This is a genomic window from Halostella litorea (assembly GCF_004785955.1).
GTDB lineage: Archaea > Halobacteriota > Halobacteria > Halobacteriales > Natronoarchaeaceae > Halostella > Halostella litorea.
The window spans coordinates 635040-648504 of sequence record NZ_ML214300.1; the positions used below are offsets into that span (position 1 = coordinate 635040).

Genomic DNA, 13465 nt, shown 5'->3' on the forward strand with positions numbered 1-13465 from the left:
GTGGGAAGCGACGACGTCAGCGGATGACGTCGAGCCCGTTGTTCCGGTCGACCTCGTTCCGGCCGCCGTCGCTCTGTGCGCCGGTGCCGTGGACGTGGTCACCCCCGACGTTCTGACTGGCGTCGAAGTCGGTCTCGTCGACGCCCTCCAGGCTCTCCCGGGACTTGTTGGCCTGCTTCTGGGTGGTCGGGCCGAGCACCTGGGCGCTCTGGACGCCCGTCATGATCGCCATCACCCGGACCTTCCCCTTGTAGTTCTCCTGGATGCGCGCGCCCCAGATGACGTTCGCGCTCGCCTCCAGTCGCTCGGTGATGTTGTCGGCGATGCCCTCGGCCTCCTTCAGCGTGAGGTCGGGGCCGCCGGTGATGTGGACCAGCCCGCCGCTCGCGCCGCGGTAGTCCACGTCCAAAAGCGGGTGGCTCATCGCGTCGTTGACCACCTCGCGGGTCTTGTTCTTGTCCTGGGTCTCGCCGACGAGCATGACCGCGACGCCGCCCTGGTTCATGATCGTCGTCATGTCCGCGTAGTCCAGGTTGATCAGGCTTGGCTGGGTGATGGTCTCGCTTATCCCCTTGACGGTCTCGGCGATGATCTGGTCCATCACCGAGAACGCCTTGCCGATCGGGAGGTTCGGAACGTAGTCGAGCAGGCGGTTGTTGTCGAGCACGATGATCGAGTCGGCCTCCTCGCGGAGTCGCTCCAGGCCCTCCTCGGCTTTCACCGTGCGGGCGCGCTCGACGTTGAACGGCGTCGATACCATGCCGACGACGATCGCACCCTGTTCGCTGGCGATCTTCGAGACGACGGGCGCTGCGCCGGTGCCGGTGCCGCCGCCCATGCCCGCTGTGACGAACACGAGGTCGGCGTCGCCGAGCACTTCCTTGATGGTCCCCTGGGCCATCTCGGTGGCGCGCTCGCCCATCGACGGGTCGCCGCCCGCGCCGAGGCCGTTCGTGAGCGACTTGCCCACGAGGATCTTCGTGTCGGCCTCGATCATCTTCAGGTGCTGTTTGTCGGTGTTGATGGCGACGGTTTCGGCCCCGTCGACGCCGATGTTGTACAGGCGATTGACCGTGTTGTTGCCCGCGCCGCCGGCGCCGACGATGACGATACGGGGGTCGCCGAACTCGTCGTCGTCGGCGTCGACGCTCATCTCGCGTTGCTCCTGTTCGGCGTTTTCGAGGGCGTCCTGGACGATGTCCTGCATCGTTACACCTTCGCCCAGGTGCGCTTCCCCGAGCCGTCCTGGGTCTTTTCGCCCTGTTCGTTGATCATCTCGCGGACGGCCGACCGGATCGCCTCGCTCCGGTTCGGAAACTCACCCGTCTCGACTAGCTGTTCGACCTCGTCGATCTGCTGTTTCGGGATTCGCAGTGTCACACGCTCCATGGTTGGGTTCCCCTCTGGGTAAGACGCGCGTGTGATCTCCTCACACGCATTCTGTCTTACACGCCGTAACACCGGTACGAAACCGGGTTTCGGCCACACGCGCCGGGTGTGTAAGACGACCGTCTTACGCGGGTCTACACAGCATACCATATGTAATAAAAGTACCGACGGTCGTATGACACGGCCGTTTACGGCCGCCTCAGGCGCTGATAGCGGGTTACGACGAGTCGAGCACGTCCGCCGCCGGCGTCCGACGGCCGCAGCTCGGGCAGAACGCCCAGTCGGTCCGGAGCTCGTCGCCGCAGTCGCAAAACACCCTGTGGGTCGCTTTCTCGCCGCAGTTCGGGCAGTACACGTGGTCGGCGTCGACCGATTCGCCGCACTGACCGCACGTATTACTCCCGTCGGACGGCTCACGTGGCTCGGCCGCGGCCGTCTTACTCGGCGTCGCGTCCGCGTCGGCGGTCCTCGCGTCCCCCTCCAGCGTGACGTTTACGTTGATGTCCTGCCCGCCGCTCGACCGCTCCTGCAGCCGGCGTTCGACGATAGCGTCGACGCGCTCGGCGACCAGGTCGTCGATGCTCCCGCCGTTTCCCCGTGACGGCCCGTCGTCGGCCGACGGCTCCCGGCCCTCGAGGTACTCGCGGAGCGCTCGGCGCAACACCTCGCTCTTCGAGGCGTCGAACCGGTCGAGTTCGTCGACGAGCTCGTCGTCGGCGCGGAACGTGATCTTGCTCATCGCCTGCTCCTTTCAGCGATCTAACCCCACCTATTTCAATCTTCCCGCGATGTCCGACGCGTGTCTGTCGCCGAGGGCGTCGCCCCGAATAACAATCCTTAAGTCCGACTCGGGGACTACGTGTAATCGCCTGCCCGCCCTTAGCTCAGACTGGTAGAGCAGTCGACTGTAGATCGACTTGCCCCCCGTTCAAATCGGGGAGGGCGGACCTTCTCTCGACCCGATTCCGAGCAGAGTCCGAACAGCACGCCGTCTTGCGACTTCGCCCCGAAATCAACGGCGGAAATCCCGAGTTGACCTTATCTCATGGCGCGGGGCTTCGCCGTCGGACGATTTCTGTAGCAGACGGAGGTGGTTCCTGATACTCCACTGCGAGTGCGGCGGTCCCGTCGAAGTCACCGACGCGCGAACCGAGCCGAAGTCGAGCCGCTGTTTCTCGTTACAGAGGAGTCCGATTTCGTCGGGACAGTAGTCCTGCTCAGCGCCGAGGTTGCCGGCCTCGCCTTTGAGCGATGGGTCCCTGTCGTACTCACCGATCCCGACTGCGTTGCGTTCGTGAGGACCACTGCATGGCGGTGAACCAGACAGGAGTGGTGACGGCTGGCGGTGTTGCACTCTCCATGGATGGAGCTTGGTTCGGTGTTCCAGCTACTCTGGACTGCTCACCTTGACAGGTGCAGATTAGGAGTTACCCACCTCGCAGTAGGCACTATCGATAAACGAAGTGCAAGTGAGCGACACCTCGTAGCTGGCGACATCCCCGAATTCTACCTCCTGATCTTCGTCGGTGGGCACTGCAATCGTGACCGTCGCGCTCTCGCCTGGGGCAGCTTGGCCTTCCCCATATATCGCCGCCCCCCCGTCGTAGAGCGTCTCGCCGTCCTCGCCGGTCAGGACCAAGTCGTATCTGTAGTTGATCAATTTTGTCTCCTGATCTCCCGTGTTTTCGACGGTAACGTCCGTGACCCAGTATCCCTCGGACTCCCCCTGTGAGCCGACGTGGGAATTCAACCCGATGATACTGAGCTCTGCCACTCCGACTTCGCCGACAGAACCTGCCGGATCACCGAGATCACGGGATTGGGTGGTCGTCTCCCCACTTGAATCGTCGTCATCACCGTCCGTGTTCGATCCGTCTCCATCTCCCGACGTGTTCGATTCGCCCCCATCTTCCGACGACGTACTATCGTCTCCACCGGACTCGCTCGTCTCTCCCTCAGTGCCGTTGCCATTCCCGTCGGAACAACCGGCTATTCCACTCGTGACCCCGGCCACAACAAGCCCGAGGTAATGTCGCCGTCGAACCATGATGATCGTTTCATTAATCCCATACCTTATAATATCTTTCATATTCCTTGCTTAACTCAGCGGTACACACTGTATCAGGAGCGTTAATCGATGCTAGCCGACGTATCCAGAACCGTCATCAGTTACCGCCCCAGTCCTCCCTCGGCTTCCGGTCGCGCTCTTTTGCCCGTTTCGCCCCTTCCTCGGACCGGACACCGGCCTTGGTCGGCGCTTCGTCGCTGGTGACTGTTTCAAGAACTCGTCCATCCCCGACGGGGGTCGAGGGCCAGTCTACGGGGACCCGAACTGATGAGCGATGCCGAAACGACCTTTGCGGTTCCCCCGTTCGGAGGTACGTACCCGATGGTCCGTACGTCCCGTACGCACGTCGACTACCGTGTTAGCGTCGCGCTGGTCGGAACGGTTCTCAAGTACATCGGCGTGACGCCGCTGGTCCCGCTCGCTCTGGCGCTGTCGCTCGGCGAGGACCCGCTGCCGTTCGTCGCGGCGAGCGCCGTCATGGTCGGCCTCGGGAGTGCCCTCGAACGGGTCCGCGGGGACGGCGATCTGGGAAGCCGGGAGGCGTTCCTGTTGGTGAGTCTCGCGTGGCTCGCCGTCCCGCTCGTGGGGACGGTCCCGTACCTCGTGGCCGGGACCGGGACGGTTGCGGACCCGGTCAACGCCGTGTTCGAGAGCATGAGCGGGTTCACGACGACCGGTGCGACCGTCCTCGGCGAGATATCGACCGAGCGCCACGGTCACGCGATGTTGCTGTGGCGACAGCTCACCCAGTGGCTCGGCGGCATGGGGATCCTCGTGTTGATGGTCGCCATCCTGCCGCAGCTGTCGGTCGGCGGCGCCCAGGTGATAAACCAGGAGGCACCGGGCCTTTCGATGGAGAAGCTGACCCCGCGGATCCAGGAAACCGCTCGCGCGCTGTGGGCCATCTACGCCGGGTTCACGGTGCTTGCCGCGATGGTGTACTACGGGCTTCACCTCGCGGGGTACGCACCGAACATGGGGCTCTACAACGCCGTCGCACACGCGCTGACGACGTTGCCCACCGGGGGGTTCTCGCCGGAGGCCCGGAGCGTCGAGGCGTTCGCCCCGGCCGTCCAGTGGGCGATCATGCCGTTCATGCTCGTCGCGGGGACGAACTTCGCGCTGTTCTGGTACGTGCTCAGAGGGGAGCCGCGCCGGTTGCTCCGCAACGCGGAGTTCCGTTCGTACCTGCTTGCGGTCGTCGGCTTCGGTGCCGTCATCTCGGCGGTGCTGTACGCCGGCGTCGGCCTGGCCGAAACCCCGGCGAACGTCGGCGTCATCCCGGGCAACGTCGAGGATTCGCTCCGACAGGGGCTGTTTCAGGTGATCGCCATGGTGACGACGACCGGCTACGCGAGCATGGACTTCAACACGTGGGACGCGTCCGTACGGACGATACTGCTGTTTACCTTCTTCCTCGGCGGGTCCGCGGGGTCGGCGGCCGGATCGATCAAGATCGTGCGCTGGGTGCTCGTCAAGCGGACGCTCGACCAGTCGCTGTTCACGTCGATTCACCCCCAAGCAATCCGGCCGATCCGACTGGGGGACGAGGTGATCGACGACGGAATTATCCGGGACGTGCTCGCGTTCGTGTTACTGTTTATCCTGCTGTTCGCGCTGTCGACAATACTGCTGTACCTCGACAGCCTGCGCACGGCCGACCTGTCCATGTCGGGGCTGGAGGCGATGAGCGTCGCCATCGCCACGCTTGGCAACGTCGGCCCGGGGTTCGGCGTCGTCGGGCCGATGAACAGCTTCCAGCCCTTTTCCGACGCCGCGAAGCTCTACATGGTGTTTCTGATGTGGATCGGCCGGCTGGAGATACTGTCGGTGCTGGTCATCCTCACGCCGACGTTCTGGTTCGATTGAAGGCGAGATGACCGCGCGAACCCCGTCGGACGGCCCTGGGGTTACGACAGCAGTTCGTCGAGGATGCGAAGCTCCTCGGCCTCGGAGATCGCCTCCGACTCCAGACACGCGTGGACGACCTTGTGCACGAGTTCCGGGTCCGCGAACGGCGAGTCGCCGTCCGACGCCGGGCCCGCGTTCCCGTTGGCTTCCAGGGCGGCGACGCGCTCCTCCAGGCGATCGACCGCGGCTCCGAGGTCGGCGGCCGAGTCCGGGTCGGCCTCGGACGGGTCGGTGTCCGCTTGCGGGGCCCCGTCGGAATCCGACCCGACCGTCTGGCCGCCGTCGGCCGTCACGGCGGCCGGGGCCGGCCCCGGGAGGACGGCGTCGACGAACGCCTCGCGCTCGCTCCAGTCGAACCCCTCGATGCCGTTCGCGCGGTTGCTCACGGTCGCGCCCGACACGCCGATCCGCTCGCCGATCGCCCGCTGTGTGGCCGTCGGGTCGCGGGCGACGGCCTCCAGCACCTCGCGCTGTTTCTCCGAGAGGTCGGCTGCCGATGGCCACTCCGCAGTCGCGTCGACGTCGCCCGTGTCGGTTTCGGCCGGGCCATCGGCCGTATCCGCGTCGGTGTCGTCCGGTTCGGTAGCGTCCGGGGCGCTCCCAGCCGCCCCGCTTGACTCGTTGGGGGCCTGGACCGACTCGGTCGCGTCGGCGTCGTCCGTGTCGGCCGCAGTCCCGGACTCCGAGTCGGTCGACGGTGTATCCTCGTCCGACGCAGCCGAGGGCGTCGGTTGATCTACCGTCGTCCCGTCATCGGCGGGATCGCCGTACTTCTCCAGGATACGCTCGACCAGGTCCGCCGTCGCGCTGGGCACCTCGGCGGCGAGTTCGTCCAGCGACGCGTCGGGCCGCTCCGCAGCGAGGTCCAGGATCCGCTTGTGCCGCATCGACTTGGGAGGTGACTTGCTATCGTCGTCCGCACTCATGGGAAGTGGTAATCCACCGGAGCCATAAATGTTACACGGCCAATATCTTCTCGCCGGGACGCACGATGTAAATCAAGCTATCCGCTGTAGCACCCGTTTAGCATGCAGATCTAGTGAGCCGACATCCCGGAGACGACGTTGACGAAATACACGCCGACGAGGATGAGGGAGATCCCAACAGCGCCCGCGAGATCGACTTCCTCACCGAACACGACGACGCCGATGGCGGCGACGCCGACGATCCCCAGCGCGGCCCAGGTCCCATAGACGACCCCGACGGGGAGGTCCTCCAGGGTCAACGACACCAGATAGAACGCCACCCCGTACCCGACGAGAACGCCGAGACTGGGGAGCGGGCGCGAAAACCCGTCGGAGAGTTTCAGGGCTGTCGTGCCGAGGAGTTCGGATACGATCGCGACGCCGAGGAGGGCATACGGGTTCATCGGTCACCGCCAAACTGCTCCCCCGTGCTTGCTATACTTTCCGACTGCGTCCGCCGCGGCTCCGCGGAGGCAGTACACCTATCAGGGCATCGACGAACGATTAGGCGTGACGACTACCGACGACGCGTACGAGACGACGGTCACCGTCAGGTTCCGCGACCTCGACCCGATGGGACAGGTACACAACGGCGTCGTCCTCCAGTACGTCGAGGAAGCGCGCGTCCGCTACTTCCGGGACGTGCTGGACGTCGACATCACGGATATCAACGGCGCGATCGCCGGGCAGGACATCGACTACCGTGCGCCGATCACTTACGGGGCGTCGGTCGCCGTCCGCTACCGGGTCACCGAGATCGGCGAGTCGAGTCTCACGATGGCCTTCGAAGTCCGCGCGGACGGCGAACTCGCCGCGGAGGGCGAAGTCGTCCACGTCGCACTCGACGACGCGGACGCGCCGACGGGGATCCCCGAGTCGTGGGTCGAACGGATCCGTGCCTTCGAAGGTGGCGACGTGGATCGCTGACCGGCGACGGGCCGCGGACAGCAGTCGACGAGCGGCCGCCTGCCGGACGGCGACGGTGGACCCCCAGTCAGCGGGGGTCGATCCCGACGCCGTCGGCGATCAGTTCGTGCGAGCGGAGCGCGTCCTCGTGGTCGGCGACGACGTGCTGGATCATCACCTCGTCGACGCCGACGCGGTCGGCGAGCTGGCGGAGCAGGCCGTCGAGCGTTTCCGGGCTACCGGAGATCGCACGCGGCCACTCGTCGGCGTCGAGCGTCGCCGGGGTCGGCTCGGGGACGCCGCCCAGTTCGTCGATCGCTTCCTCGACGGACGGAGTGGTGCCGACCTCGCCGCGGGCCATCCGCTGGTACGACGCCTCGGCCATCGCCCGGAGCCGGGCGGCCTCGGCGTCGGTCTCGGCGCAGACGGCGTTGACCGCGACCATCCCCCGGGGTTCGTCCAACCCGTCGGCCAGCCGCGACGGCTCGAAGCGCTCGCGGTACTCCTCGAACGCGGGGACGGCGAAGTTCGGGCGGATGAATGCCGCGAAGCAGTAGCGCAGCCCGAGTTCGCCGGCGATCGCGGCGCTCGACGGGCTGGAGCCGAGCACCCACGGCACCGGCTCGGCCGCGCCGGACCGGGGGATCTCGACGTCGCCGTAGGGGTGGTCGGCCGGGTAGTCGTCGTAGAGGTGGTCGACGACGGCCTCGATCTTCTCGGCGTGGTCCTCGTCGGGGTTCTCGACGCGGCGCTCCGTCCCGAGCGCGCGGTCGACCGCGGGCGACCCGTTTGCCCGCCCCAGCCCGGCGTCGATCCGGCCGGGCGCGAGCGCGTCCAGCGCGCCGAACTGCTCCGCGACCTTCAGCGGGCTGTAGTGGTTGAGCAACACCGCGCCGGAGCCGAGCCGGATCGCGTCCGTCTCGGCGGCGAGGTGACCGAGCAACACCTCCGGGGTCGTCCCGGCGAGCGTGTCGCCCATGCCGTGGTGTTCGGCCACCCAGAACCGCGAGTAGCCGAGCCGTTCGGCCTGCCGCGTGGCGGCGACGGTGTTCGCGTAGGCGTCGGTCGCGGTGCCGCCGGCGGGGACTGGGGAGAGGTCGACGATGGAGAGGTCCATGGCGGAACACGGGGCCAGCCGTGGAAAACGGTTCGGCTACCGGCGGAACGAGGGGTGGGGCGGCCGTCCCGCCCGGGTCGACCCGCGATCCGGGTCAGTCCTCGCTCTCGTAGGACTCGCCGACGGCGTCGGGCATGCGCGTCGACCCCCAGACCGTCAGCACCACGACCACGGCAACGTAGGGGAACAGGTTGACCAGCCGGTTCGGGAGGTCGATGCCGGCCGTCTGGAACTGGATCTGGAGCATGTCGAGCCCGCCGAACAGCAGCGCGGCGGCGGCCGCGCCGAGCGGGTTGTAGTTGCCGAACAGGTAGGCGACGATGCCGATCCAGCCGCGGCCGTTGACCATCGTGTCGCCGGTGCCGGTAAAGGACCCCGCGTGCGCGAGCAGGACCGCGCCGGCCAGCCCGGCCATCGCGCCGGAGAAGATCACCGCGGCGTACCGGACGCGGGTGACGGAGACGCCTGCCGTGTCCAGCGCCTCGGGGTTCTCGCCGGCGGCCTGGATCCAGTAGCCGTAACGGGTGCGGTAGAGGAACAGCCAGGCGACGACGGCGAGGACGACCGTCAGCAACACCAGCGGCGACGTGTCGAAGAGGATCGGGCCGACCACCGGTATCCCCGAGAGGAGCGGGACCGTCAGGTCGTTGACGCTCGCCAGCCCCGGGCTGTTCCGGTTGCCCCACAGCAGGACCGCCGTGAAGGGGCCGAACCCGAGGGCGACGAACCACACCGCCAGCCCCGCGACGATCTGGTCGGCCTTGTACCGGATCAGCAACACGGCGAATATGACGGTGTACGCCAGGGTGATCCCGACCGAGGCGACTATCGCCATCCAGAGGTCGGCCTGCGTCGGCGAGCTACCGCCGACGAGGTACATCATGGCCGCCGCGTTGGCCGCCCCGAAGATCATGAACCCCTCCAGCCCGATGTTGAACACGCCGCTTTTCTCGGCGTACAGCCCGCCGATCGCCGCGATGGCGATGGGGGTCGCCGCCTGGAGCGAGCGCTCGACGAACCCGACGGTCACCACGTCCGCGACCGGCACGTCCGCCGCCAGCGCGGCCACGGCGGCGAGCGCGACCAGCGCAACCGCCCCGCCGACCCGGAGCCGGTTCCGGGCGGCGTAGTCGGCGACGCTCATCGCCGCTCACCCCCGAGGCCGGTCCGCTCGGCCGCCATCCGGAACAGCTCCGGCGCGGCCACGAACAGCACGACGAGCCCGATGATCCCGTCGATCAGCTGGACGGGCACGTCGCTGTTGATGCCGATGTGGGTACCGGCGGAGTCCAGCCCGCCGAACAGCAGCCCCGCCGGGACGACGCCGAGCGGGTTGTTCGCCGCCAGCAGGCTCACCGCGATGGCGTCGAAGCCGTACGTGCCGATGCCGCTCGGGTCGCTGTAGTAGCCCTGGATCATGATCGCAAACACCGCGCCGGCGACCCCGGCGACCATGCCGGAGAGCGCCATCGTCCGGACGATAGTCCGATCGGCGTCGACGCCGGAGTACGTCGCCGCCGACTCCTGGTGGCCGCTGGTCACCATGTCGTAGCCGACGTTCGTGCGGGCCATGACCACGGCGATGGCCGCGACGACCGCGAGCGCGACCCCGAGGCCGACCAGCGAGAAGTCGGGCACGTCGAACACCAGCGACGGGAACTCGGCGTAGTCGGGGATCCGGTCGGTGTTCGGGGCGCGGTTGCCCTCGCCGCGGAGCGGCCCCTCGACGAGGTAGCCGACCACGCCGACCGCGATGAAGTTGAGCATGATCGTCGTGATGATCTCGTTGGCGTCGGCGTAGGCCTTCAGCGCGCCGGGGATCGCCGCGTAGAGGCCGCCGGCGACGACGGCCGCAAGCGTCCCGAGCAGGATCAGCGCGACGCCGCCGACCGCGCCTTCGGGCAGCACCGGCGCGAGCCGGAGGATGGCGACGACGCAGGCGAAGCCGCCGACGACGAACTGCCCCTGGACGCCGATGTTGAACACGCCCGCGCGGAACGCGACCGCCACGGCGATGCCGGTCAGGACGAACACCGTCGTGAACTTCAGCGTCCGCGCGGTGGCGGTGCGGTCGCCGAACGCCCCCTCGACGACGTTGAGCAGGAAGGCGGCCGGGTCGTAGCCAGCCGCCGCCACGACGACCAGCCCGACGAGCAGGGCGAGCGCCGTCGACGCCGTCGCGATGGCGACCCGCTGGAGGACGGAGGCGTTCAGCATCAGGGACGCGGCACGGTCGAGCGCCGCGCGCGCGCCGCCCGAGTCGGCGTCGCTCATCGCTCGGCACCCCCTTCGACGGCGTCGGCTTCCCCGACCGCCGCGGGGTCGTGCCCGGCCATCAGCAGGCCGAGTTCCTCCTCGGTGACGGTCTCGGGGTCGACGACGTCGACGAACTCGCCCTCGTACATGACCGCGATCCGGTCCGAGAGCTTCCGGATCTCCTCAAGCTTCGAGGAGACAAAGAGGATCGCGAGCCCCTCCTCGCGCAGGTCCAGCAGCCGGTCGTGGATGAACTCGATCGAGCCGATGTCGACGCCCCGCGTCGGGTGCGAGGCGACCATCACGTCGGGGTCGTGTTCTATCTCGCGGCCGACGATGAACTTCTGCTGGTTCCCGCCCGAGAGCGAGGAGGCCTCGGCGCGCGGGTTCGGCGGCTGGACGTCGTACTCCTCGACGATGTCGGCGGCGTGCTCGCGGACGGTGGGCCAGTCGACGAACCCGCGGGAGACGTAGGGGTGGATCGTCTGGTTCCCCAGCAGCGCGTTCTTCACGAGGTCGTAGTCCTGCACCAGCCCCTCGGCCTGGCGGTCCTCGGGGACGTACGCGATCCCCGACTCGATGCGGCTCCGGCGGCTCGTGTCGGTCACGTCCTCGCCGTGGAACCGGACGGTGCCGGCGTCGACCGAGCGGAGGCCGGTGACCGCCTCGACGAGTTCGGTCTGGCCGTTGCCCTGCACGCCCGCGATTCCGAGGATTTCGCCCTCGCGGACCGTGAGGTCGACGCCGCGCACGCGTTCGAGGTCGCGGTCGCCCCGGACCCGCAGGTCCTCGGCTGCGAGCACCGGGTCGCCCGGCTCGGTCGTCCGCTCGCGGCGCTCGAACAGCACCTCCCGGCCGACCATCATCCGGGCCAGTTCCTGCTCGGTGGTGCCGGCCGCGGCGACCGTGCCGACGGCCTCGCCGTCGCGGAGCACGGTGACCTCGTCGGCCGCCCGGAGCGCCTCGTCCAACTTGTGGGTGATGAAGATGAGCGACCGGCCGTCCGCGGTCAGTTCCTCCATCACGTCGAACAGGCCCTCGACCTCCTGGGGGGTCAGCACGGCGGTCGGCTCGTCGAGGACGAGTATCTCCGCGCCGCGGTAGAGGCTCTTGACGATCTCCACGCGCTGGCGGACCCCCAGGTCGAGGTCCCGCACGGGCGTGTCGAGGTGGCGGTCGACGTCGAAGTCGTACCGCGAGCTGATCGCCTCGATCTCCTCGCGGGCGGCCGCCTCGTCGACGAACCCGTTCTCGGTCGGCTCGTGGCCCAGGATGACGTTCTGCAGGACGGTCATCGGCTCCACCAGCTGGAAGTGCTGGTGGATCATGCCGACGCCGGCGTCCATGGCGTCCCGCGGGCTGTCGAACTCCCGGGGCTCGCCGTCGATGCGGATCGTGCCGGCGTCCTCGTCGTACAGCCCGTATAGGACGCTCATCAGCGTCGTCTTCCCCGAACCGTTCTCGCCGAGCAGGGCGTGGACGCTGCCACGTTCCAGCCGGAAGTCGACGCCGTCGTTGGCCACGACGTCGCCGAACCGCTTGGTGATGCCCGTCATCTCGACGGCGGTCGGGCCCTCCGTGCGCGCGTTCTCAGCCATAGTGGTAGTGTTGGGAACTGCTCATAAAACGCTGTAGGAAGGTCCGCGGCTCAGTTACAGCCGGCGGCGGTACACGGCACCTCGATGTCGCCGTCGGCGATGCCCTGCTTCGCGTCCTCGAGGTTCTGGGAGACGGCGTCGGGGAGTTCACCCTCGAACGCCTGCCCGATGACGCAGTCGACGCCCTCCTCGGCGAGCCCCAGGGTGTTGGCGCCGGTGACGCTGTCGAAGTTCCCCTCGGCGACGGCCGTCGCCACCTCGCGGGTCCCCTCGTTGATGTACTTCACCGCGGAGCCCAGGATGACGTCCTGGAAGTCCGGGAGCGTCTGCGACTGGTCGGCGTCGACGCCGATGGCGAAGCGGCCGTTGTCCTGTGCGGCCTCGAACACGCCCCGGCCCGCGGCCGCGGCGGCGTGGTAGACGATGTCAGCGCCGTCGTCGTACTGCGAACTGGCGATGTCGGCCGCGGTGTCGGTGTCGGTGTAGTTGCCGATGTAGCCGACGTTGACGTCGACGTCGCCGTTGACCCACTCCGCGCCCGCGACGTAGGCGCGCTGGAAGGCGTTGATGAGCGACTCGTCGATGCCGCCGACGAAGCCGATCTGGGCGTTGCCGGCGTCGGTCTCGCTGCCCTCGTGGGAGAGTTCCTCGGTCGTCATCGTCCCGCCGAGCACGCCAGCGAGGTAGGACATCTCGTGGTTGGCCCACGTGTAGCCGGCGACGTTGGGCTCGTCGACGTGGTCGTTTATCAGCATCCAGTTCTGGTCGGGGTAGTCGGCGGCGTTCTGCGTCAGCGCCTCGGTGTGGTTGTACGACACCAGCACGATGAGGTCGTAGTCGCCGCTCTGGGCCAGTTCGGACTGCGTCGACTGGTACTGGGCCTGCTCGGTCTCCTCGACCTCGTTGATCTCGATGTCGTAGTCCTCGGCCGCGGTCTCCAACCCCTCCAGCGCGAGGTCGTTGAACGCGTTGTCGTCGAAGCCGGCGGGGCTGGAGACGATGGCGACGTTCGTCGTCCCGTCGGAGCCGTCGGAGCCGTCGTCCTCGCTGAGACAGCCCGCCACCGTCGCGCTGCCGAGGACGGCCGCGCCGGAGGCGAGCACCGTACGTCGGTCGATCGCAGTCGTCGGCTCGTCGCTGTTCGGATCGCCGTCCCCGCCGTCCGCGTCCGATCGTGGTGTCATTGTACCACCTAAATTAATATCCATTAATAAATAGTCTCGGTATTTCCTCATCGGTTTTTACTCGCATATTA

At 67.5% G+C, this 13465-nt stretch carries 13 protein-coding genes and 1 tRNA gene; 3 read left to right on the plus strand and 11 right to left on the minus strand.

Features of this window, described 5'->3' with window-relative positions; translation table 11 throughout:
- Window positions 1-16: 16 nt before the first annotated feature.
- The 3 genes from ftsZ to EYW40_RS03335 form a co-directional block, all read right to left on the minus strand.
- Complete coding sequence (gene ftsZ, locus EYW40_RS03325; RefSeq protein WP_135820195.1) at window positions 17-1207, minus strand: cell division protein FtsZ; 1191 nt, start codon at window positions 1205-1207, stop codon at window positions 17-19.
- A gap of 2 nt (window positions 1208-1209) precedes the next feature.
- Window positions 1210-1389: a ribbon-helix-helix domain-containing protein gene (locus tag EYW40_RS03330; protein WP_135820196.1), complete on the minus strand. Its 180-nt coding sequence runs from the start codon at window positions 1387-1389 to the stop codon at window positions 1210-1212.
- 217 nt (window positions 1390-1606) lie between these two features.
- A complete protein-coding gene (locus EYW40_RS03335) occupies window positions 1607-2128 on the minus strand; it encodes a double zinc ribbon domain-containing protein (protein WP_135820197.1) in 522 nt (173 codons plus the stop codon).
- 134 nt (window positions 2129-2262) lie between these two features.
- Between EYW40_RS03335 and EYW40_RS03340 the strand changes: the two genes are divergently transcribed.
- A tRNA-Tyr gene (locus EYW40_RS03340) sits at window positions 2263-2336 on the plus strand.
- A 473-nt stretch (window positions 2337-2809) separates the two neighbouring features.
- Here the strand turns inward: EYW40_RS03340 and EYW40_RS03345 are convergent.
- Window positions 2810-3436: a hypothetical protein gene (locus EYW40_RS03345; RefSeq protein ID WP_135820198.1), complete on the minus strand. Its 627-nt coding sequence runs from the start codon at window positions 3434-3436 to the stop codon at window positions 2810-2812.
- A 342-nt stretch (window positions 3437-3778) separates the two neighbouring features.
- Between EYW40_RS03345 and EYW40_RS03350 the strand changes: the two genes are divergently transcribed.
- Window positions 3779-5326 carry a TrkH family potassium uptake protein gene (locus EYW40_RS03350; RefSeq protein ID WP_135820199.1) on the plus strand — a complete coding sequence of 516 codons (1548 nt, stop codon included), beginning with the start codon at window positions 3779-3781 and terminating at the stop codon, window positions 5324-5326.
- Window positions 5327-5367: 41 nt separating this feature from the next.
- Here EYW40_RS03350 and EYW40_RS03355 read toward each other — a convergent pair whose 3' ends face one another.
- Window positions 5368-6294 (minus strand): winged helix-turn-helix domain-containing protein, encoded by a 927-nt coding sequence (locus EYW40_RS03355; RefSeq protein ID WP_237560556.1) that lies wholly within the window; start codon window positions 6292-6294, stop codon window positions 5368-5370.
- Between the two features lie 110 nt (window positions 6295-6404).
- Window positions 6405-6737 (minus strand): DMT family transporter, encoded by a 333-nt coding sequence (locus EYW40_RS03360; RefSeq protein ID WP_135820200.1) that lies wholly within the window; start codon window positions 6735-6737, stop codon window positions 6405-6407.
- Window positions 6738-6843: 106 nt separating this feature from the next.
- On the opposite strand from EYW40_RS03360, the gene EYW40_RS03365 reads away from it, so the two are divergent.
- On the plus strand, window positions 6844-7260 hold the full coding sequence (locus tag EYW40_RS03365) for an acyl-CoA thioesterase (RefSeq protein WP_237560557.1): 417 nt from the start codon (window positions 6844-6846) through the stop codon (window positions 7258-7260).
- Between the two features lie 67 nt (window positions 7261-7327).
- Here the strand turns inward: EYW40_RS03365 and EYW40_RS03370 are convergent, their stop codons facing one another.
- From EYW40_RS03370 to EYW40_RS03390, 5 genes are all read right to left on the minus strand, one after another.
- Window positions 7328-8356 carry an LLM class flavin-dependent oxidoreductase gene (locus tag EYW40_RS03370; RefSeq protein WP_135820201.1) on the minus strand — a complete coding sequence of 343 codons (1029 nt, stop codon included), beginning with the start codon at window positions 8354-8356 and terminating at the stop codon, window positions 7328-7330.
- A 94-nt stretch (window positions 8357-8450) separates the two neighbouring features.
- Window positions 8451-9500 (minus strand): ABC transporter permease, encoded by a 1050-nt coding sequence (locus EYW40_RS03375; RefSeq protein ID WP_135820202.1) that lies wholly within the window; start codon window positions 9498-9500, stop codon window positions 8451-8453.
- Entirely contained in the window at window positions 9497-10630 is a 1134-nt protein-coding gene (locus EYW40_RS03380) for an ABC transporter permease (protein WP_202614414.1), read from the minus strand. Before EYW40_RS03380 ends, EYW40_RS03375 begins: the two co-directional genes overlap by 4 nt.
- Window positions 10627-12210, minus strand: a complete 1584-nt coding sequence (locus tag EYW40_RS03385; protein ID WP_202614415.1) for an ABC transporter ATP-binding protein — start codon at window positions 12208-12210, stop codon at window positions 10627-10629. The genes EYW40_RS03380 and EYW40_RS03385 overlap by 4 nt, the downstream gene beginning before the upstream one ends.
- Window positions 12211-12260: 50 nt before the next feature.
- Window positions 12261-13394: a BMP family lipoprotein gene (locus tag EYW40_RS03390; RefSeq protein ID WP_202614416.1), complete on the minus strand. Its 1134-nt coding sequence runs from the start codon at window positions 13392-13394 to the stop codon at window positions 12261-12263.
- Between the last annotated feature and the right edge of the window lie 71 nt (window positions 13395-13465).